General features: G+C 60.7%; 19 protein-coding genes and 1 tRNA gene. 9 read left to right on the forward strand and 11 right to left on the reverse strand.

The window, feature by feature from the left end:
* Positions 1 to 3: 3 nt before the first annotated feature.
* Positions 4 to 126 (reverse strand): hypothetical protein, encoded by a 123-nt coding sequence (locus NW822_RS07065; RefSeq protein WP_414403979.1) that lies wholly within the window; start codon positions 124 to 126, stop codon positions 4 to 6.
* A 285-nt stretch (positions 127 to 411) separates the two neighbouring features.
* Between NW822_RS07065 and NW822_RS07070 the strand changes: the two genes are divergently transcribed.
* Together NW822_RS07070 and NW822_RS07075 are read left to right on the forward strand one after the other, a co-directional pair.
* On the forward strand, positions 412 to 1,185 hold the full coding sequence (locus tag NW822_RS07070) for a ZIP family metal transporter (protein ID WP_414403980.1): 774 nt from the start codon (positions 412 to 414) through the stop codon (positions 1,183 to 1,185).
* A 47-nt stretch (positions 1,186 to 1,232) separates the two neighbouring features.
* Positions 1,233 to 2,015: an alpha/beta hydrolase gene (locus NW822_RS07075; RefSeq protein WP_414403981.1), complete on the forward strand. Its 783-nt coding sequence runs from the start codon at positions 1,233 to 1,235 to the stop codon at positions 2,013 to 2,015.
* Here the strand turns inward: NW822_RS07075 and NW822_RS07080 are convergent.
* From NW822_RS07080 to murC, 3 genes are all read right to left on the reverse strand, one after another.
* A complete protein-coding gene (locus NW822_RS07080) occupies positions 1,981 to 2,760 on the reverse strand; it encodes a DUF3598 family protein (RefSeq protein ID WP_414403982.1) in 780 nt (259 codons plus the stop codon). The genes NW822_RS07075 and NW822_RS07080 overlap by 35 nt on opposite strands.
* A 139-nt stretch (positions 2,761 to 2,899) precedes the next feature.
* Positions 2,900 to 3,880, reverse strand: coding sequence for a UDP-N-acetylmuramate dehydrogenase (gene murB, locus NW822_RS07085; RefSeq protein WP_414403983.1), 981 nt, complete (start codon positions 3,878 to 3,880; stop codon positions 2,900 to 2,902).
* 64 nt (positions 3,881 to 3,944) lie between these two features.
* The gene (gene murC, locus NW822_RS07090) at positions 3,945 to 5,342 is read right to left on the reverse strand and encodes a UDP-N-acetylmuramate--L-alanine ligase (protein WP_414403993.1); all 1,398 of its coding nucleotides are present in this window, start codon (positions 5,340 to 5,342) and stop codon (positions 3,945 to 3,947) included.
* Between the two features lie 305 nt (positions 5,343 to 5,647).
* On the opposite strand from murC, the gene NW822_RS07095 reads away from it, so the two are divergent.
* From NW822_RS07095 to NW822_RS07105, 3 genes are all read left to right on the forward strand, one after another.
* Positions 5,648 to 6,796 (forward strand): ABC exporter membrane fusion protein, encoded by a 1,149-nt coding sequence (locus NW822_RS07095; protein WP_414403984.1) that lies wholly within the window; start codon positions 5,648 to 5,650, stop codon positions 6,794 to 6,796.
* An 8-nt stretch (positions 6,797 to 6,804) separates the two neighbouring features.
* Positions 6,805 to 7,983, forward strand: coding sequence for an ABC transporter permease DevC (gene devC, locus NW822_RS07100; RefSeq protein WP_414360542.1), 1,179 nt, complete (start codon positions 6,805 to 6,807; stop codon positions 7,981 to 7,983).
* Between the two features lie 87 nt (positions 7,984 to 8,070).
* A complete protein-coding gene (locus NW822_RS07105) occupies positions 8,071 to 8,808 on the forward strand; it encodes a DevA family ABC transporter ATP-binding protein (protein WP_414403985.1) in 738 nt (245 codons plus the stop codon).
* On the opposite strand, the gene NW822_RS07110 is transcribed toward NW822_RS07105, so the two are convergent.
* Both NW822_RS07110 and alaS read right to left on the reverse strand, forming a co-directional pair.
* Complete coding sequence (locus NW822_RS07110) at positions 8,805 to 9,779, reverse strand: GDP-L-fucose synthase family protein (RefSeq protein ID WP_414360548.1); 975 nt, start codon at positions 9,777 to 9,779, stop codon at positions 8,805 to 8,807. The genes NW822_RS07105 and NW822_RS07110 overlap by 4 nt on opposite strands.
* 55 nt (positions 9,780 to 9,834) lie before the next feature.
* Positions 9,835 to 12,504 carry an alanine--tRNA ligase gene (gene alaS, locus NW822_RS07115; RefSeq protein WP_414403986.1) on the reverse strand — a complete coding sequence of 890 codons (2,670 nt, stop codon included), beginning with the start codon at positions 12,502 to 12,504 and terminating at the stop codon, positions 9,835 to 9,837.
* Positions 12,505 to 12,763: 259 nt separating this feature from the next.
* Between alaS and NW822_RS07120 the strand changes: the two genes are divergently transcribed.
* On the forward strand, positions 12,764 to 14,407 hold the full coding sequence (locus NW822_RS07120; RefSeq protein WP_414360553.1) for a protein kinase domain-containing protein: 1,644 nt from the start codon (positions 12,764 to 12,766) through the stop codon (positions 14,405 to 14,407).
* A 9-nt stretch (positions 14,408 to 14,416) separates the two neighbouring features.
* On the opposite strand, the gene NW822_RS07125 is transcribed toward NW822_RS07120, so the two are convergent.
* A complete protein-coding gene (locus tag NW822_RS07125) occupies positions 14,417 to 14,893 on the reverse strand; it encodes a hypothetical protein (RefSeq protein ID WP_414360556.1) in 477 nt (158 codons plus the stop codon).
* 48 nt (positions 14,894 to 14,941) lie between these two features.
* Here NW822_RS07125 and NW822_RS07130 point away from each other — a divergent pair.
* The 3 genes from NW822_RS07130 to NW822_RS07140 all read left to right on the forward strand — a co-directional run bounded on the left by NW822_RS07130 (position 14,942) and on the right by NW822_RS07140 (position 16,757).
* A tRNA-Asp gene (locus NW822_RS07130) sits at positions 14,942 to 15,015 on the forward strand.
* Between the two features lie 85 nt (positions 15,016 to 15,100).
* Positions 15,101 to 16,162, forward strand: coding sequence for a histidinol-phosphate transaminase (locus tag NW822_RS07135; RefSeq protein WP_414360558.1), 1,062 nt, complete (start codon positions 15,101 to 15,103; stop codon positions 16,160 to 16,162).
* A 106-nt stretch (positions 16,163 to 16,268) separates the two neighbouring features.
* A complete protein-coding gene (locus NW822_RS07140) occupies positions 16,269 to 16,757 on the forward strand; it encodes an Hsp20/alpha crystallin family protein (RefSeq protein ID WP_414360561.1) in 489 nt (162 codons plus the stop codon).
* Between the two features lie 34 nt (positions 16,758 to 16,791).
* On the opposite strand, the gene NW822_RS07145 is transcribed toward NW822_RS07140, so the two are convergent.
* The 4 genes from NW822_RS07145 to NW822_RS07160 all read right to left on the reverse strand — a co-directional run.
* Positions 16,792 to 17,574 (reverse strand): S-adenosyl-l-methionine hydroxide adenosyltransferase family protein, encoded by a 783-nt coding sequence (locus tag NW822_RS07145; protein ID WP_414403987.1) that lies wholly within the window; start codon positions 17,572 to 17,574, stop codon positions 16,792 to 16,794.
* Between the two features lie 63 nt (positions 17,575 to 17,637).
* Positions 17,638 to 18,390, reverse strand: coding sequence for a response regulator transcription factor (locus NW822_RS07150; protein ID WP_414360566.1), 753 nt, complete (start codon positions 18,388 to 18,390; stop codon positions 17,638 to 17,640).
* A gap of 170 nt (positions 18,391 to 18,560) precedes the next feature.
* On the reverse strand, positions 18,561 to 19,931 hold the full coding sequence (locus tag NW822_RS07155) for an FIST N-terminal domain-containing protein (protein WP_414360568.1): 1,371 nt from the start codon (positions 19,929 to 19,931) through the stop codon (positions 18,561 to 18,563).
* A gap of 87 nt (positions 19,932 to 20,018) precedes the next feature.
* A partial coding sequence (locus tag NW822_RS07160; protein ID WP_414403988.1) for a M23 family metallopeptidase occupies positions 20,019 to 20,431 on the reverse strand: 413 nt, incomplete at its 5' end.

A 20,431-nucleotide genomic window follows, 5' to 3' on the forward strand; every position in this document is an offset into this window, starting at 1 on the left:
GGGCTAAATGCCTTGGCAAAAGTCGGAGCAGTCGGAGCCGGTGTTGGTGTGGGTGTTGGCGTGGGTGTCGGCAATATCGTCGTTCCGCTGCTTCCGCCGCCGCAGCAGCCGGCTAGCCCCAAGCAAACCCCTCCCAGACTACAAGAGTGGCAATTGCTGTTTTCCTCAGCTCAGTTCCAGAGGGCCTAGCACCAAGACGAGTTTATTGAAAGTGACGAAAAACATTGACACCTAGGTTGTCTGGTGCCTGGCAGGGTGACGAGCTCCAGAGCGGGGATCCGCCTACGACACTTGTGGGGAAGGTTGCAAGCTGCGCCTCAGCAGCCGGAGAGCCATCTTCAGCCGTCGAGGAGAAAGAGCCGGCGGATGGGGGAAAATTGAGAGGCATTGGGCCTTGACGGAGAGTGGCTTGTGCATCCAATTGCAACGGGATCCCTGGCCAGCTTTGTGGCCGGATTAGCAACGGGGCTGGGGGCTTTGCCGGCGCTGTTTCTCCCCTCGCTCTCGGCGAGGGTGCAAGGGATCCTGCTGGGGTTTGGGGGTGGGGTAATGTTGGCTGCCACCTCGTTTTCGCTGCTGGTGCCGGGCACCGAGGCGGCGCTGGCACTGGGATATTCCCAGTTGGGGGCGGCCGTAGTGATGGTGGCGGGCTTGTTGCTGGGGGCGATCTTCCTCGAGAGTGCCCACCAGCTTCTTCCCCACGAGCACTTCTTTAAAGGGATCGAAGGGGAGAACCGCGCCCATCTAAAGCGGATCTGGCTCTTTATCATCGCCATTGCCTTGCACAACTTCCCGGAAGGCTTGGCGGTGGGGGTGGGGTTTGCCACCGGCCAGGTCGGCGATGGGCTGGTGCTGACCCTGGGGATCGGCCTGCAGAACATGCCGGAAGGGCTGGTGGTGGCCTTGTCGCTGGCAGGCCAGGGGTACTCGCGGCTGTTTGCTTTTGCCATTGCCCTGCTGACCGGACTGGTGGAGCCCATCGGCGGCATCCTGGGAGCGACGGTGGTTTCTCTGGCGCAGTCCTTGTTGCCCTGGGGCATGGCCTTTGCTGCCGGGGCAATGTTGTTTGTGATCTCGGATGAGATCCTCCCCGAGTCGCACCGGCGGGGGCTGGAGCGGGAGGGCACCTTTGGCGTTCTCAGTGGGTTTGTGGTGATGCTGCTGCTGGATATTGCCCTGGGTTAAAAAGGGATCCTGTCCTGACCTGGGTCAAGTCTTGAGGCGAGGTTTTGATGCTGAGCAACGAGCCTTTTCTGTGGCGGGGATCAAGGGAGCACGCCTGCCTGCTGCTCCATGGGTTGGGGGGTGGCGTCTACGAGTTGCAGTGGCTGGCGGAGCGGCTGCTGGCAGCCGGCCTGACGGTGCAGGGGTTTAACTACCCTGGCCACGAGCGTCCAGCACCCCGCATGCCCCCTTCCCGCTGGACCGACTGGTACGGGCGGGTTTTGGAGCATTACCTAGCCCTGCGGCAGGAGTACCCGCGTGTTTCGCTGGTGGGGTTTTCCACCGGCTGCCTGTTGGCGCTGCACCTGGCCTTTGCCCATCCTGTCCACAAATTGGTGCTGCTGGCACCGTTTTTTGCCATTCGCCACCACTGGTACTATCTCTTTCGCCCGGAGCAGTACCTCCACAGCCTGGGCTGGCTCTTGGAAGATGTCCCTCGCTTTCGCCTAGCGATTCGGGATGGCGATGTCCGCGCTTTGGCAGAAAAAGTGGCCTATTTTCGCAGCTTCAATCTGACGGCAGTGCGCAGCGCCCTTGAGCTCATCGAGCGGGTCAAGGGGGAGGTGGCCAGTGTCCAGGTTCCCACCCTCATCCTGCAGCCGCGCCAAGATACGGTGGTGGATCCTGAACAAGCAGCGTGGCTTTATCAAGAACTGGGATCCGCCCAGAAGAGCCTGCATTGGCTGGAGCACTCCGACCACATTCTCACGTTGGACTGTGAGCGGGAGACGGTGTTTGCCCAGGTCTGCGCTTTTCTCACCCAGGATCCCGCTCCAGCCGGATCAGCGTAACCCGTTGCCAGGCGCCACGCTCATCGTAGTCGCGCACCAAGTGCAGCAGGTGGCGGCCTTCCGGCCCTTCCGGAAACCAGCCAAGGCTGACAGAAAAGCGGCGATCCCGATGCAGGGTAGGGATGGGCAAGGGATCCGGCCCGCCAATCCATAGCCCTCCCGGCAAGGGATCCCAGGGGCTGATCCAGTCTGGTTCTGAAAAGCACACCTCAGTTTCGCTGAGCAGGCTGTCAGGGGCAGAAAAGCTCTGGGCGATCCCCCGCCATCGCCCTTGCAGGGCTAGGCTTAGTTGCGCCTTGGTAAGTGAGGGAAAGTTGGCAGCAAGATCCAGCGCTTGGCCGCGCTGCTCCAAGATGACAGTCACCCCCACCAAGCGGCCCTGGGCGTCCCATTGTTGCACCAGCCGCGCCTTGCAATCCCCCCAGAGGAAGCCCTGCTCGACGGCAAAATCGCCAAATGGTGCCAATTGCAGCCGCCCGTTGGAAAAGGAGCCATCGGGGAAAAAGCGCAAGCCGGGCGAGAAATCCTGATAAACCCAGCTCTGGTGGCTTTCTGGGGTAGGGGATCCCTCTAGGGGGTAGTAGGCATTGGTTTGGCGGATCCCGCCCAAATCCAAAGCTTCAAAGGTGATGAGGCTGCGCTTTTGGCCCACCCGCTCCCAACCATGAGCCGTGGGTCGGTAGTTGGAAAAGAGGCCCTGCCACGTTCCTAGGTGCAAAGCTAGACACTGTCTCTGGGTTTTCATAAAGCGATGGAACTGTTGCGGACGGGGAAGGGGAGTACTCTCTCTTTGGCTCGCCGCTTGCCTATGGCTTGGCTAGCTCTGGAGTGGGTGGCAACCCCCAGGGGCTCCTTCGAAGCAACCATTGCGGGGTACTGGCCCTCTAACCAGTTTCCTCAAAGGAGCCTAGAATCCGTACTTCTGGCTCCAGAAGTATTGACCACTGCTGATAAACCTTTTCCTGCGCCAGGCGAATCAGGCGATAGATGTCGCTGGCGCTGGCCTGGCCGCAATTGAGGATGAAGTTGGCATGGCGCTCGGAAATCTGGGCCCCGCCAATCCGGTAGCCCTTTAGACCGGCCTGCTCAATTAACCAGCCGGCAGGGTAGGTTTCGGGGTTGCGAAAGACGCTGCCACAACTGGGTAGATGGTAGGGCTGAGAGCTGAGACGCTGGTTGAGGTTGCGCTGGGTTTCCCACTGCACCTGGGCTGGATCCCGGCCTGGGATCAACTGCAAGGTTGCCCCTATAACCGTCCAGGGCAAGTCTTGCAGGCGAGAGCGGCGGTAGCCAAATTGCAAGGCAGCAGGTTCCAAGCGGCAGGGCTTCTGGTCTTCATCCAAAATCTGCACCTCCACCAGCACATCCGCCATGGCGCGCCCGTGGGCGCCGGCATTCATCACCACCGCTCCCCCCAGCGTGCCTGGGATCCCAATTGCCCATTCCAAGCCGCTCCAGCCCTGCTTGGCAGCTACCCGCGCCAGGTTGACCAAAGGTTCTCCGGCAGCGGCCCAGATCCTTCCCCCCTCCAACAGTTGCAGCCCGCGCAAACGCCGGGTGTGGATAACTAGCCCCCTCAACCCCGCATCGCTGATGAGCAGGTTGCTACCTGCCCCCAACAGGGTGACAGGGATCCCTTGCGTCCGCGCCCAGGCCAAGCACTGCTGCAGTTCCCGGTTGCTGCCGGGCTCACAATACCACTCCGCCTTGCCGCCCACGCGGAAGGTGGTTAGAGGAGCCAAGGGGATCCCTGGGCGAATCCGTCCAGACAGCAGCGCTGCTTGCTCCGTGAGGAGAAGCTCCTTGTCGCCAGGAAGGTCCGCGGCGTCAGACCCACAGGAGGGCACCACCGGAGCTGTCGTCATGATATCGATACCTTGCAAGCAGCCATCTCTTTAGCTAAAAGCTGGGATTTTTGGCTTGCCCGGGCTAGTCCCCCTCCGGAGCAGGCCGGAGCTGTTCCCCTACCTGGGCTGCATATGCCCGCATCGTAGCGGCTATCTGCTGATTGAGATCACCTGCACCCAAAAAGACAGCGAGATCTCCAGGCTGCAGAACAGAGGCCAACACCTGCGGCAATTGCGGCAAAGAAGACACATAGTGCACCTGCGGATGGTGCTCCGCCACCGCCACGGCCAACCGCAAGCTGTCAGAACGCTCCGGCGCCGGTTCTCCTGCCCCATAGGTGGGCACGATCACCACCACATCTGCCTTCTCAAAGCAGCAGGCAAAATCTTGGAATAGGGCAGCCAAGCGGCTGTGGCGATGGGGCTGAAACACGGCCACCACCCGCCGCTGCTGCAGCCGTGCTGCCTGCAGCGTAGCGCGAACCTCACTGGGATGGTGGGCATAGTCATCGATAAAAGTGACCCCGCCTACCTCGCCCTTGGCTTCAAAGCGGCGCTGCACCCCCCGAAACTGGGCCAGAGCAGAGGCAATCACGGGGAACTCCAAGCCCAACTGTCGCCCAACGGCAACGGCGGCCAAAGCGTTGCTGAGGTTGTGGGATCCCAGCACCTGCAGCTGGAGCTGGCCAAGGAGGGATCCCCTCTCCCAGATCTCAGCAGAGGTAAAATCCGCGGCGTAGACAATCTCCCGGGCCTGGTACTGAGCTTGGGGATGGCCAGCAATGCTGTAGCCCACATTCACCGCTAGATGAGCAGCCACGTTGGGGCAATCTAGGCAAGCCACCAGGGTTTGGCTCTGCTGCCCGTACTGCTGAAAGGCCCGGATTACCTGCTCCAGATTGGCATAGTGATCCGGGTGATCTAGCTCAATGTTAGTGATCACGCCAATCTTGGGGTAAAGCCGCACCAGCGATCCGTCCGACTCATCCACCTCGGCTACTAGGTATTCCCCCTGGCCCAGACGGGCGTTGCCATCCCAGGCGTCCATCTCTCCGCCAATGATTAAGGTGGGATCCCAGCCTGCTGCCAGCAGCACATAGCCAATCATGCTGCTGGTGGTGGTTTTGCCATGGGTGCCTGCTACACCAATGCTGGGGCGATGGTTAAACAGGGCAGCCAGTAAATCGGCTCGATGCCAAACCTTTAGTCCCTTGTCTAGAGCCGCTGCCAATTCCGGGTTGCTGGGGCGAATGGCACTGGAGTAGACCACCTGGGGATCCCCAACCAGCCCCTCCGCTGTGTGACCTTGAATAACGCGCACCCCCAAAGCTTCTAGGCGGCGAGTGCGATCATTAGCAACAATATCTGATCCGGAAACGCGAAACCCTTGCTTAGCCAAAATGTAGGCCAAAGCGGACATCCCAACCCCCCCAATCCCCACGAAGTGATAAGCCGAAAGGGAGGAGTTCGAGGGATCCAAACCTTGCCCAAGCAGAGATGAAGACGGAGCACGCGCCGAGATGACGGGATCTTCTCCCCCGACTGTCTCTACCATTGCACCTTTCCCTCACTCCTCGCACACACCCAGAACAAAAGCTGCTGCCTGTTAGAGGCTTAGGCAAGCCAGATCATATCAGCAGTTCTTTGCCTTCTGCAGCAAAGCCTGAGGCAAATGAGCTGCTTAAAGGTGTGATCTCGAACTTGACACATCTGTCTACTAAGCTTTATATTTCTTAAAAACAGGGTAGCCGTGGCCTTGAAGTTGACGGCAAAATGAGCCCCCGAGTGCTGTGGTTACTGCTAGGAGCTGGGCTGGCCGGCTGGGTAGCGCTAGCTAGCTTCGGGTTAAGCAAACAAGCAGCTCCTCAAGAAGCAACGCCGCCAGCAGCAACTCCGGCAGGGGCCAAGCCAACGTCGTCAGCCAGCTATGTTGGAGCTCTGGGCCGCCTAGAACCAGAAGGAGAAGTCATCCGCGTTGCTGGCCCTCCCGGCGAACGACTGGGGGAGCTGTGGGTAGCCGAAGGGGAGCGGGTGGTGGCCGGGCAAGTATTGGCTCGTTTGGAAAGCTACAGGGAGCGCTTAGCAGAACGGGAGTATGCTGCTGCTCAACTGCAAGAAGCCCGCGCTCGTCTAGAGGCTGAGACCCGCTTTGGCCAGGCTCAAATTGAAGAAGCACGCACTCGCCTCAAACGCCTAGACGAACCGCAACAGTTGCAGATCCGATCCCAGGAGGCAGTGGTGAAGCGCCTGCGGGCGGAGCTAGCCGATGCAGAGGCTAACCTGGCTCGCTTTCAGGCTCTCTGGCAGGAGGGGGCTATCTCTCAACAGGAACTCGATCAAAAGGCTCTTCTGGTGCGGCAGCGCCAGGAGGACTTGCAGGCTGCCGAGGCCACTCTCAACCAACTGCGCATAGCCCGCGAGCAGGATCTGCGCAACGCCCAAGCCCAGGTGCAGGCTGCTGAAGCGGGGTTGAGGCGGGCGCAGGCACAAGTGCAGCTGCAGTCTTTAGTCCGCAACCTGGAGCTGGCGGAAGCCCGCCTAGAGCGCACCCTCATCCGTGCTCCCCGCGCTGGCCAGGTGCTGAAAATCCACGCTCGGCCAGGGGAGATCATCACTGCTGACAAAGGGATCCTCGAGCTGGGCAACACCGACCAGATGATGGTGGTGGCGGAGGTCTACGAAACCGACATCCTGCGGGTGCGGCCCGGACAACGGGCCACCATCAGCAACCGCGCGCTGCCAGAAACCCTGCAGGGCCGGGTGGAGCGGGTGGGCTTGCAAATTGGCAAGAAAGATGTGCTTAACACTGACCCTGCTGCCGATGTGGATGCTCGGGTGGTGGAAGTGTACATCCGCCTGGATCCAGAAAGCAGTGCCCGCGTAGCTGGCCTGACCAACCTGCAGGTGGATGTGGCCATCGAGGTCGAGGGGTAGAGGGAGCGATGTCCAGCCTGTTTGGTATTCTTGGGCACCGCATCCCCCTAGCCTGGCTGCAGTTGATGCGGGAGAAGATCCGCCTGCTGGTGGCCATTGCAGGCATTACCTTTGCCTGCATCCTTATGTTCATGCAGTTGGGTTTCCAGGACAGCCTGCTGGAGAGTGCCATCCGCTTCCATGTTGCTCTCAAGGGGGAGATCTTCCTAGTCAGTCCCCAGTCCAACGCCCTCATTGCCATGAACCCCTTTTCCCAGCGGCGGCTCTATCAGGCGTTGGGCTTTGAGGGAGTGCGAGCCATCTCGCCAGTGTATTTGGGCTTTGCCCTCTGGAAAAACCCCGAGACCCGTCGCACCCGCAGCATTTTTGTAGTGGGAGTGGATCCCTCTGCCGACCTGTTGGATTTGCCAGGGCTGACCCCCGAGGAGCTGGAGGAGACTAAAAAGATGGACGTAGTGCTCTTTGATCGCCGCTCCCGCAGCGAGTTTGGTCCGATTGCCCAATGGTTTGAGGAGGGACAGGAGGTGGTTACCGAGGTGGGGAACCGCCGTGTCCAGGTGGGGGGCCTGTTTGAGATGGGAGCCACCTTTGGCGCCGACGGCACCATCCTTACCAGTGACCTCAATTTCCTGCGCATTTTTCCCCAGCGCGAGCGTGGCCTGATAGACATTGGCGTGGTGCAACTCCAGCCAGGGGTAGATCCCGAGCCACTGCTAGAGCAGATGCGAGCTTTGCTGCCGGAGGATGTGCGGGTACTCTCGCGGGCAGAGTTTATTGACATGGAGCGGAGCTATTGGGAGGAAGGCACGGCTATTGGCTTTATTTTTGGTCTGGGGGTGGCCATGGGCTTTATCGTCGGCATTGTTATTGTCTATCAGATTCTCTATACCGATGTCTCCGACCACCTAGCAGAGTATGCCACCCTCAAGGCCATGGGCTACACCGACACCTATCTGTTGGGGGTAGTACTTCAGGAGGCTCTTTTGCTGGCTGTCTTGGGCTACATTCCCGCTTTTGCCCTAGCAGTTTTGCTCTACGATTTGACAGCCAATGCCACTCTCTTGCCTATTGCCATGACCTTCAACCGAGCAATGTTGGTCCTAGGCTTAACAGTGAGTATGTGCTTTATCTCAGGAGCAATTGCGGTACGACGGCTGCGGGCTGCTGATCCTGCTGATATTTTCTAGCAGTTCTGGCTACTGCTGCAGCAACAATCTAGAGGATGGCCTAGTTAGTGATTTGTCAATGCAAAGTTCTGGGATTTTGAGCTTCCTATGCTAACTTCTCTTCTTCATCAAGCTGCTCCCACTCCTACTCAAAATACTGCTGAGCCAGTGGTCAAAGTCGAAGGGCTAAACCACTATTTCGGAGAGGGATCCCTGCGCCGGCAAGTGCTTTTTGACATCAACTTTGTTCTGCAGCCGGGGGAGATTGTGTTGTTGACTGGCCCCTCTGGCTCCGGCAAGACCACGCTGCTCACCCTCCTGGGAGCCTTGCGCTCGGTCCAGGAGGGCAGCTTGCAGGTATTGGGGCAGGAGCTGCGGGGAGCCAAGCCCAACACGCTTGTCCAGGTCCGCCGTAAAATCGGGTATATTTTTCAGGCCCACAACCTGCTGCGCTCCCTGACGGCAGCCCAAAATGTGCGCATGGCCCTGGAGCTGCACAATGGCCTTTCTTCCCAGCAAGCCCAACAGCGGGCAGAAGCGATGCTGGCGGCAGTGGGCCTCGGGGATCACGTCCACTACTACCCAGAGCAGCTTTCGGGAGGGCAAAAGCAGCGGGTGGCCATTGCGCGGGCCCTGGTCAGCCACCCCAAGCTGGTGCTGGCGGATGAGCCAACGGCATCCCTGGATAGCAAGTCGGGCCGCGAGGTGGTGACCCTGATGGAGAAGTTGGCGCGGGAGCAGGGTTGCACCATCCTGATGGTGACCCACGACAACCGCATCCTTGATATTGCCGACCGGGTGCTGCACATGGAGGATGGAAGGCTGGAGAGCCAGCCCCTTGCCTAGTTTGCCCCGTTGGAGGCGTGGCGGCGGTACCAGTCGATGGTGCGCTGCAGCCCTTCCCGCAGCCCCACCTTGGCCACAAAGCCTATCCTCTCGCGGGCCTTGGAGACATCTAGGCAGCGGCGGGGTTGGCCGTTGGGCTTGTCCGTTTGCCAGCGGATCTCGCCGCGAAACTCCATCAGCTCGCAGATGAGGGCAATGAGATCCCGAATGGAGATCTCCTCGCCCGTGCCCAAATTCAGGGGCTCAGGGCTGTTGTAGAGCTGAGTGGCCAGGAGAATACCCCGGGCCGCATCTTCGACGTAGAAAAACTCGCGGGTGGGGCTGCCATCTCCCCACACCTCCACGTAGTTCTGGCCCCGCTGTTGGGCTTCATGCACCTTGCGGATCAAGGCCGGGATCACGTGGGAAGTTTCGAGATCGAAGTTGTCCATGGGGCCGTAGAGGTTCACCGGCAGGAGGTAGATGCCGTTGAAGCCATACTGCTGCCGGTAGGCCTGCAGCTGCACCAGCAGGGCTTTCTTGGCAATGCCGTAGGGGGCGTTGGTCTCCTCCGGGTAGCCATTCCAGAGATCCTCTTCCTTGAAGGGGACGGGGGTGAACTTGGGATAAGCGCAAATGGTGCCCACACAGACAAACTTCTCCACCCCGGCTAGATAAGCGGCGTGGATGAGCTGGGATCCCATGATCAGGTTGTCGTAGAAGAGCTCCGCCGGCTTGGCCTGGTTGAGGCCGATGCCGCCCACATGGGCCGCCAAATGGATGACGACATCTTGCCCCTGCACCACCTCTTGGCAGACTTCCCAGCGGCGCAGGTCGTGGGTGCGGGAGCGCGGGATCCGCACCTGCTCCGGCTTCACCCCCAGCACTTGCAACTGCTGCAGCACATGTTTGCCCAAAAAGCCACTCCCTCCGGTGAGCAAAATGCGCTTTTGGCTAAGGTCGATGGCACTGGACCAACTATTGGGCGTCATGGTGAGTGCGGAAAATTCCCGGCTTCCATTATGGGGCAGAGGGGCTGCTCCTCTTCTAACTGCTCGAGCTTGCAGGTTTCTGCGCTCCCTTTTCCAGCTCTGCCCGCAGCCGCTCCTGGGCCACCTGCAAGGCTTGCGCCAGTTTCTCGGGCTGCTTGCCACCGGCCTGGGCCAGGTTGGGCCGCCCACCCCCACCACCGCCAGCGAGTTTGGCAATCTCGCCAATAAAGGAGCCCGCCTTGAGGCCAAGTTGCTGAACCGCCGGGCTAAAAGCAGCTACGAAGCTCACCTTGCCCGCCTCTGGCACCGATCCCAGCACCACTGCCCCTTCTCCTACCTTGTGGAGCAGGTGCTCGGCGGCAACTTTGAGGGCCTCAGGGGGAGTGGCTCCCAATTCCGCCACCAAGATCCTGAGGTTCCCAACCGATACTGCCTGGGGCAAGAGCTGCTCTGCCTGGAGCAGGGCCAGCTGGCTGCGGGCCTCCTCAAGCGCCTTCTGGGTAGCCCTCAGCTCCGCCTGCAGAGCCGCCACCCGCTCTGGGATCTCCTGCGGCTTGGCCTTGAACTGGGCGCTTAGCTCCCGCACCACCTTGTCGCGCTCGTTGAGGTACTCCAGCACCGCTGGCCCCGCTACAGCCTCGATGCGGCGGATCCCGGCGGCTACGGCGGTTTCGGAGATGATCTTAAACAGGCCAATCTCAGCCGTGTTGCTGACGTGGGTGCCGCCACAGAGCTCCATCGACACCCCCGGAAAATCAACCACCCGTACCTGAGCGCCGTATTTTTCCCCAAACATGGCTATTGCCCCTCTGGCTTTGGCCTCTGCTAGGGGCAGGATGGCTACCTGAGCCGGATGGGCCTCGGCAATCCAGGTGTTAACCAAGTTCTCAACTTGCTCCAGCTCCTCGGGGGTAAGGGGACGCGAGAGGGTAAAGTCGAAACGTAGCCGGTCAAAGGCCACCAGGGATCCCGCCTGGCTGATGGAGGGATCGACCACTTTCTTGAGGGCTGCCTGCAGGAGGTGAGTGGCACTGTGGTGAGCCTGGGCGCGCCGCCGACAGGCCAGGTCAATCTGGGCCTGCACGGGATCCCCCACCCGCAGGATCCCCCGCTCCACCCGGCCAAAGTGGACAAACAGATCCCCCCGCTTTTGCACATCCTCCACCCGCACCAACACGCCCTCCCCGGCCAGGTAGCCGCGATCGCCAATTTGCCCCCCGGACTCCGCATAAAAAGGCGTGCGATCCAAAACCACCTGCACCACCTGCCCGGCCTCTACCTGAGGCACCGACTTCCCTTCCACTAGGAGCGCCTCCACCACGCCGCGGGCAGAGGACTGGCTGTAGCCGAGAAACTCCGTCTCGATTAAAAACTCAGCCAGCTCGTCCAGGGATCCCTGAGCCATGACATCGAGGGTTTGGTGGGCGGCGCGGGCCCGCTGCCGCTGTTTTTCCATCTCTTGCTCAAAGCCCTGGACATCCACGCTGAAGCCGTGCTCCTGGGCAATTTCCTGGGTCAGCTCCAAGGGGAAGCCATAGGTGTCAAAGAGCTTGAAGGCGGCGGCACCGGAGATCTGCTTTGGCGCGCCAGTGGCGGTAACGTCTGCAAACAGATTAAACAGCAGCCGTTCCCCCCGCTCCAGAGTCTTGAGAAACTGCTCCTCTTCCCGCTGCAGCTCGGCTTTGATCACCGCCTCCCGCTCCCGCACCTCGGGATAGGCCGCCTCCGCCAACTGGATGGCCGTCTCCACCACTGGCCAGGTAAAGGGCTCGCCGATCCCCAAGAGGCGCCCGTGGCGCACCATCCGCCGGATCAAGCGCCGCAGCACGTAGCCCCGATCCACATTGGAGGGGATCACCCCATCGGCAATGAGATGCATCACCGCCCGCGCGTGATCCCCAATTACCTTGAGGGAGACTTTCTGCTCAGGGCTGGCCCGGAAGTAGTCCACCTGGGCAATCTCGGCCGCCTTCTGCACAATGGGAAAGATCAAATCCGTCTCGTAGTTGTTGGGGACTCCCTGCAGCACCTGAGCCAGCCGCTCCAGCCCTAGGCCAGTGTCAATGTTTTGCTTGGCCAAGGGGCTGAGGCGGCCCTCGCTGTCCCGGTTGAGCTCCATGAACACCAGGTTGTAGATCTCCAAGAAGCGGGAGTCGTCCCCCAGGTCAATCTGCTCATCCCCCAGCTCTGGCTTGAGGTCGTAGTAGATCTCGGAGCAAGGGCCGCAGGGACCAGTGGGGCCGGCAGCCCAGAAGTTGTCCTCCTCCCCCATGCGCTGGATGCGGTGGGGCGGGATCCCTATCTCCTCGCGCCAGAGGGCAAAGGCCTCCTCATCTTCTTGAAAGACGCTCACCACCAGGCGCTCCGGCGGCAGGCCAAACACCTCTGTTAGCAGCTCCCAGGCCCAGGTGATGGCCTCCTTTTTGAAGTAGTCGCCGAAGCTAAAGTTGCCCAGCATCTCGAAAAACGTGTGGTGGCGGGCCGTCCGTCCCACCTTCTCAATGTCGTTGGTGCGCACGCATTTCTGGGCCGTTGTAACCCGCGGATAGGGTGGCTCTTGATGCCCCAGGAAGATGGGCTTGAAGGGCAGCATGCCGGCAATAGTCAGCAGCACCGTGGGATCCTCCGGCACCAGGGAGGCGCTGGGCAGTACCTGGTGGCCCCGCTGGGCGTAGAAGTTTAGAAAAGCCTGCCGGATAGCGGCACCGGAGAAGGATGGAGACATGGCCAAGGCGAAGAGTAACTGTATTCAATTCTAGGTTTTTTGTTGCTAGAGCAGTTGAACCCTCGGGGCCTGGATTTTGCCGGCACCACCTGTCAAGGCAGCAAAATCTATGCGATTTCTCCGCTTGAGCTCGCGTGGGCAAACGCTAGGATCAGCCTGTTGGAACCAGATGTGGGTCTAGGCTAGATGTCTAACGCGCTTGCCCCCCCAGCGGCCCCGTCTTGGTTACCTAGAGGTCACCGGTAGCCTTTGGAGGGGTATGCTCACCTGCTATTGTCTCAATCCTGACTGTCTGCAGCCAGAAAATCCGCCGGATGCTTCCATCTGTGCCTCCTGTGGCCAGCCGCTGCTAGTGCGCAATCGCTACCGGGCCTTCAAGCGCCTGGGGCAGGGGGGATTTGGCGCCACCTTCTTGGCCCGCGATGAAGACCTGCCCTCCAAGCCTTGGCGGGTGATCAAGCAGTTGCGCCCGGTGGGGAATTCGCCCCAACTGGCCAAACTGGCAGAGGAGCTGTTTAACCGCGAAGCCAAGGTGTTGGAGCGCCTGGGGGAGCATTCGCAAATCCCCAGGCTCTACGCCCACTTCCAGGAAGGTGGCAAGTTTTACTTGGTGCAGGAGTTTATCGAGGGGATCACCCTCGCCCAGGAGGCGCGGCGCAACGGGCCCTTTTCTGAAGAACAAGCCCGGCAGGTGATGCAGGAGGTGCTGCTCATCCTCAGCTATGTCCACAGCCACAACACCGTCCACCGCGACATCAAGCCGGCCAATCTCATTCGCCGCAAAGAAGATGGCCGCTTGGTGCTGATTGACTTTGGGGCGGTGAAGCAGCTGGGGCCAGGCCATGAGGCCCAGGAAGAATATACAGCCATCCGCTCGCTGGGCTTTTCTCCCCCAGAGCAGGTGGCCGGTCAAGCAGTAGGCCCTGCCAGCGATCTCTACGCGCTGGCTGCTACCTGTATTAACTTGATGACTTTAGAGTCGCCGGCCAAGTTTTACAACCACCAGACTGGCCAATGGGATTGGTCGGATCGCCTGCAGCTTAGCCCTGAGTTCGACGCCATTTTGCGCCGCATGCTGCAGCCGGCCATCAGCCAGCGCTTTGCCACGGCTACTGAGGTGCTGCGGGCTCTACAGGGGATGGAAGAGAGCTCGCCTTCCTCGCCAATCCTCCTGCCTCGCTCTCCGTTGACTACCGCCTCCAGCCCCTTGTTAATCTCCGACCATTGGGCCAGACGCCGCTCAACCTCTCCCCCCCTGCCCCAAACAGATGGACTCTCGCCTACACCGCTCCCTCGGCCCGGCGCGGGAGGCCTGCTGCCCGGGGGATCTGCTCCCCCTGGTTTTACCCAACTCGGCCCCACCAGCCGCATCACCGGCAGTGGGCGGATGAGGCCGGCCACCCCGCCGCGGCTGCCGTCTCTGGCGGGGGCAGATCTGCGGGGCAAGTCCTTTGCCAACCAGAACCTGGCCGGCTATGACTTGCGCTGCGCCGATCTGCGGGGGGCTGATTTTTCAGGAGCCAATCTGCAAGGGGCAGATCTGCGCGGCGTCCGCTTCAACGTGCCTCAGCCCGGCTGGCTGCGTCTTCTAAACCGGCTTCTTGGGTCAGCCCGAACCCTGGGCGGGATCTTAGCAGGCCTGGGAGGGCTCCTGGGAGCAGGCGGCCTAGCGTTTTTGCTCGTTCATTTTACCGCGCGCAATGTGGTCTATGCCCTAGGGGCAGCCGGGATCGCAATGGTAGCGGCCAGCTCGGTGCTTTGGTCTGTAGGCAGCAGCACCTTCCTGCTGCGCGAGGAAGGGGGCAAGCGCTTTACCAACTTCTCCAAAGCCGATCTGCGGGGGGCCCAGATGGAGGAGAAGTTGCGTAGGTTTGCCCGCCGCCAGGGGGCTCTCTTGGACTGAGGTTCCGCCTTAGGCTAGGGGTGGAGGAATGACCTGGCGCAGGGCTTGGTTGATCTGCTCCACCAAAAGCCGACAATTGACAGCTTTCCCTTGCCGCCGCTCCCCCGCCTGGTCGTAAAAGACAATGCCTTCGGCGCGGGAAAACCCCAAAGACAGCAACAGCAGCTCCAAAACCTGGAAAGAGGCGGCCTCCAACTCCGGTGCCTGCTCCCGCAGCTCTGCCAGGGTTGCCTGGGCATCTTCCAGATGGCCAAAAGCCGGGATCCAAAGATGGCTGATGGGCTCCGTTCCAGGAGAGGTTTCCACCAGTCGTGCCGTTAGCCAGCCGCCATCGGGATAGCGCAAGATGGTGTACTGCAGGTGATCCAAATGTTGGGCCACCTGGGTCAGCACCGACGCCACCTGCTGCATTGCTGTGGCCGGGATCCCGTTCTGCGGGGCTGCCTCCACTAAGGTTGCGGCCTGGGCCGCTAGACTAGGTACCATGATTGACAACCATCCTTATCTAGGTCAGAATAGGTACTTGTAGCTCCTGGGGCTGTAGTTCAATTGGTTAGAGCACCGCCCTGTCACGGCGGAAGTTGCGGGTTCGAGCCCCGTCAGCCCCGTCCAGATTAGAAACACTCTAGCTTACTTTGGCAAAAAGGTTAGCCCTGCTATCATAGGTACCCTGCCCCGTCAGGGAGATCTGCCTTGCGGTATCTGCGCCCAGATTTGCTTCAGCTGCAGCCCTACGATGCTGGCCTGGCCACAGGGGCTGACAAGTTGGATGCCAACGAGTTCCCCTGGGATTGGCCGCCGGGCTTTAAGCAGAAACTCTCCCTTCTCTGGGAAAAGGAGATCCCAAGCAACCGCTATCCCGAGGCCCAGCAGTGGCGCCTCAAGCAGGCCATCGCCGCCTATGCGGGGGCAGCGCCTGAGCAGATTAGTGTAGGCAACGGCTCCGACGAGCTCATCCGATCCCTATTCATTGCCACCTGCCTGGGCGGAAGGGGCGGCATTTTGGTGCCAGAGCCTACCTTTTCTATGTACGCTATTCTGGCTGAGAGCCTGGGGATCCCGGTGGTGCGCGTGCCCCGCCACCCCGAAAGCTTTGCCCTGGATCTGGGGCGGTGCCAGGAGGCCATAGCCGAGCAGCGGGTGCGGGTGGTGTGTTTGGTGGATCCCAATTCGCCCACTGGCAATGGCCTAACGGCAGCTGAGTGGGAGTGGGTGGAAGGGCTGCCGGAAGAAATTCTGGTGATTGTGGACGAGGCCTATTTCGAGTTTAGCCAGCACACGGCCCTGCCCAAGTTGGCAGAGCACCCCAACTGGGTTATCCTGCGCACCTTCTCCAAAGCCTTTCGCCTGGCAGCCCACCGGGTGGGCTACGCCATTGGCCATCCCCAGCTCATCCAGGTGCTAGAAGCCATCCGCCTGCCCTACAACCTCTCGGCGATTTCCCAGTGGGCTGCCCGGCTTGCCCTAGAGCATGCCGAGGAACTTTTGGCCGACGTAGCCCTCATCCGTCAGGAGCGGGAAGCGCTTTACCAGGCCCTCCAGGAGCTGCCGGGGGTGCGGGTTTGGCCCAGCCAAGCCAACTTTCTCTACTTTCGGGTAGCCAACTGGGATCCCCAAGCGTTGCAGCAGGCCTGGCAGGAGCTAGGAACCTGTGTGCGCTGTACCGGCGGTGGGCTGCGCCTAACGGTGGGCACCCCTGAAGAAAACCAACGCGCTCTGGAGCGTCTGCGGCTGCTTTTACAGCCAGTGAGGTAAAGGGATCCCTCCCTACTGGGATCGGCTTGCCCTCCTTTGTAACAACAGCAGTCTTGGAGGATGGAAGTGGGTTTGGATCCCGCTCTTCCCAAACTTCTGGAGAGAAGTGGGATCCAAGCGCCATTGGTGGATGGCTTGGCTTACCCAAGGAGGCATCATGGAAATGGAATTGGTTTACTTCAGCCCCTTTGACCTTCCAAGGCAGCAGCGTTCCAGCGAGCGCCCTCGCCACTTCCTCACGGTGCCACTCCAGGTTTGGGAGAGCGGCGAAGCCTACACTGTCCAGGTGTGGGTGCCGGGAGCTGATCCGGAGCGCTTCCGCATCGAGACCACTGCTCAGCAATTGGCCATCAGCGGCGAGATTCGGCTGCAAGGCCCTGAAGGGGCCGAGTTGCTCTATCAAGAGGTGGAGCCACAGCCTTTTCAGCGCCTCCTCCGACTGGGCAAAGCTATTCAGCCGGAGAAAGTCTCGGCCACCTATCGGGATGGCATTCTCACCCTCACCTTGCCCAAAGCCGATGCCGCACGGGTTGTCAAAGTCCAGGTGGGCCCCACTGCACCGGAAGCTGTGACGGTGGAAAGCCAGCCTGCCTAGGCTCTCCCGTTGCAGGGGGAGAGGGGTGAGGACGCTAGCCAGCCCACTGCAGGCGCACCTCCTCCCCTACTTTGAAAGCGAGGCTACGGCTGGCGTTGCCGCGGTTTTGCACAATCTCCACCCAGCCCGAGCTGCCCACCAAGGCCAGCAGCTCGCCTTCCCTTCCGTCGGCAAAGGTGGTGGCAGAGCGGATGGGGAGGCCTTTGATCCAGGCGCTCCAGCGCCGTCCCTCCACCCACTGACCCGGCAGATTGGTGATGCCATTGCCAAAGTGGTCGATGGCCTGGATGATACCCCGGCAGCCGTTGCTCTCCAGCTGCGGTGGCGGCCAGTCCCAGCGAACCAGCTCGGTCACGTCTAAGGGATCCCCCAGTTCTGCCAAAGGGATCCCGTTGGCCAAGTGGGCCGCCACAGGGGCAAAAATGTCCCGCCCGTGAAAGGTACGGCTGGGAGAAGGAGTGCGCCAGTAGCGGGGTCGGTTGAGTTCCACCGCAGCCAGAGGTGGGGATTGCTCCAAAACGCCGCTGAAGAGACCATTGTCAGGGCCGACCAAATAGCCTCTTTCGGTTTGGATGGCCACCGCCCTTCGGCTGCTCCCCACCCCCGGATCTACCACCGCCAGGTGAATGGTTCCAGAAGGTAAATGGGGATAGGCCGTCATCAGGGCAAAACGGGCCGCTGCCACGTCCTGGGGCGGGATCGCGTGGCTGAGGTCGATAAACTGAACCTGTGGCGCGATCCCCCAAATCACCCCCTTCAGAATGCCGACGTAGGGATCCTGGAGACCAAAATCCGTGAGTAGACTAATGATTTTCATGGGCGGGCCAGGCAGCGCTTGCTTACCTTCCTACCGGCAACTGCCCCTGCTGTGGGGGCACCCTCATGAGGAGGAGTCTTTTGCCAGCTCCGGCTGGGACGGAAGGGGCTCGGCAATGTTGGGCAACTCTAGGCAATAGCCTGCCCCGTAGACAGTTTTGATGTACTGAGGGTGGCGGGGATCCGGCTCCAGCTTGGTGCGCAGGTGGCGGATGTGGACACGGATGGTTTCGATGTCATCGTCGGGATCGTAGCCCCATACCTCCTTGAGGATTTCACTGGGGGAAACCGTCTGGCCGTGCCGCTGCAAGAGGCAGTGGAGCAGGTCAAACTCCAGGTGGGTGAGCTTAATGGTTTTGCCAAACCACACCGCCTCAAACCGCTCCGGCACCAATGTCAAGGGGCCATAGGTGAGGATCTCGCCGTGCTTAGCCGTCTGAGGGATGCGATCGGCACGGCGCAGCAAAGCCCGTACCCGTACCAGTAGCTCCTGCACCTCAAAGGGCTTGGTCAGATAGTCGTCAGCACCGGCGTTGAAGCCCTCGATCTTGTCCTGGGTTTGGCCAAGGGCGGTAAGCATCAAAATGGGAATGTCGCTGGTGCGTTCGTCCCGCCGCAGCCGTTGGCAAACCGTTAGTCCATCCACTTGGGGTAGCATTAGGTCGAGAATGATGAGATCGGGGAGAACTTGCAGAGCTAGCGCCTGCCCACGAACTCCGTCAGTAGCCTTGACAACTTCGTAGCCCGCCAACTCCAGATTGATACGTAGAATATCTAGGATTGAAGGATCGTCCTCAATGATGAGTATGCGAGCCATAGATGGTTGCAGCCCAAACTCGGATAAAACGTTTTGTTAAAGGCGCTAACAAAGAATTGAGGCTTTCCACCTCAAAGTTTACTGAATTCTACATCCATTGCAGCAGGCAAGCGAGGCTGGCATAGCCTCCAGTTGAGGAGTACACCTAGCTCGGCCTTCTAGGGCCTTGCTTAGGAACTGGCTCCCCCGCCAGAGGGAAGCCAGCAGGCGGGCCGGAAGATACCAAAGCAGGAAGTGTAGCCATGTAAAAAGGTGGATCCCCCCACTGGGCCAATCTCCCCGTTGCAAAAAAAGCCCCCCAATGGCACCTCTCCCAGGATTTCTCGAAACTGCTGCGAGTCAAAGTTGGGGACGCCATATAGCCCCTTGCCTCGCCCCAAACAGGCGAACATTAGCGCCCCACAAGGCTGCGGGCTTAGCTGGGAGGAACGTTCTGAGGCAGAATTTCGCCCCAAGTTGCGTTCAAAGCAATAGCGGCTGAGAGCCCACCGCAGGTCCTCTGCCGAGGCCTGGGCATCCCGCAGATGAAACTGCACTGTCTGGCCGGAGCGCACCCGATCCCCAATGGCTATGGCTCCCACTCGCGGGTCAACGCCGAGGATTACGCGAATGAGAAAATCCCCTGGTGTTGGATCCGCCTTAAACTCATCCATCAGCAAGCCAATGAAGAGGGCGTGGCGAGCCAACTGGCGATCCGCGGGGCTCAGGCGTTCGAACAAATCCTGGAGGACCGCTAGGGGCGGTCGCCCTTCCAAGCTGAGGATGACATTGCCCTCTGCTTCGGTAATGCGCAAGGGATCCCCAATGGGACGGCACCCCTGGGCCACCACTGCCTCCAGCACCACGTTGCCGGAGAGCGCCAGCCCCACTGTGCCTTCCCGATACAGCTCGCAGCGGGGCGTGGGGGTACGTGCATCCAGCAAAAACAAAGCATTGCCCCGAGGACCGCGGCCACCGCTGGCCAATCCCCCCACCTTGACGGCGCCGGGATAGGCAAAATCTAGCCCCTGCAGCAGCTCGGAGATGCGGGAGGAAAATCCATCGGCTAGGAGCAAGAAATGGGGCTGGGCCTGCGGCGCAACCCCTACTTGCTCAACCCACGCCGAAGGAGGTGCATCCAAATCAGGCAGTTGATCCCCGCGCAGATGAAAGGGGTGCAGGGCCACCTCGGGCAGCACCGCCAAAGAAAGCGACAAAGCCGGCCCCTCCTCAATTTCCTGGCCGCCGCCAACAATGCCACCCCCTGAGCAGCCAATTAAAACGTCCACCTCGAGCAAGTCGGACAGCAAGGGCAGCACGCGAACGTACTCGCTAGCAAAGGCCGCTGACACAAATAGGATCCCTAAGTTGGGCCGTAGCGGCTGAGGGGGAAGGTAGCCAGTAAGCAGCCCCGGCAAGCTGCCGGAGCCCACCCCCTGCACCTGTTGCGTCAGGGCATTTTTCAGTTGAGCTGCCTGAAGTTGAGCCTTGGCTTCCTCCACCACCTGTTGCAGAGCTGCTTCCAGGGAAGGGAGCTGGGAGAGTGCGTTCGCCCACTGCATCGGTGCGTTCCTAGAGGTTGGGAGCTCGCTCTTTTAGGCTAGCAATTTATCCTCTGGACTGGCTGTTCTAGGCTGGCCCTAGGGGGATCAGGGCAAGTAGGGCAGGGGATTGACAGGCGCGCCTCCGCCAGGGCGGACTTCAAAGTGCAGGTGGGGTCCTGTGCTGTAGCCCGTGTTGCCCCGGCTCATGATGACCTGGCCCTGCTGCACGTACTGGCCCTCGGACACATAGATCTGGTGGCCGTGGGCGTAGCGAGTAACGATCCCGTTAGGATGGCGAATGTCCACGTAATTGCCGTAGCCATCTCCAGCGTTGCCGGCAAAGGTCACCAGCCCCTCCTGAACGGCTACCACCGGCGATCCCAGCGGGCCAGCGATATCGATCCCCGCATGGAAGCGACCCCGACGGTAGCCAAAGCCAGAGGTGACTTGCCCCGAAACCGGCCAAATGAAGCCGCTGCGGCGGGCTGGGGGAAGAGGCGGAAGAGAAGCTGCTGGCC

The sequence above is a fragment of the Synechococcus sp. H70.2 genome (assembly GCF_047462275.1).
Taxonomy (GTDB): Bacteria; Cyanobacteriota; Cyanobacteriia; order Thermostichales; family Thermostichaceae; genus Thermostichus.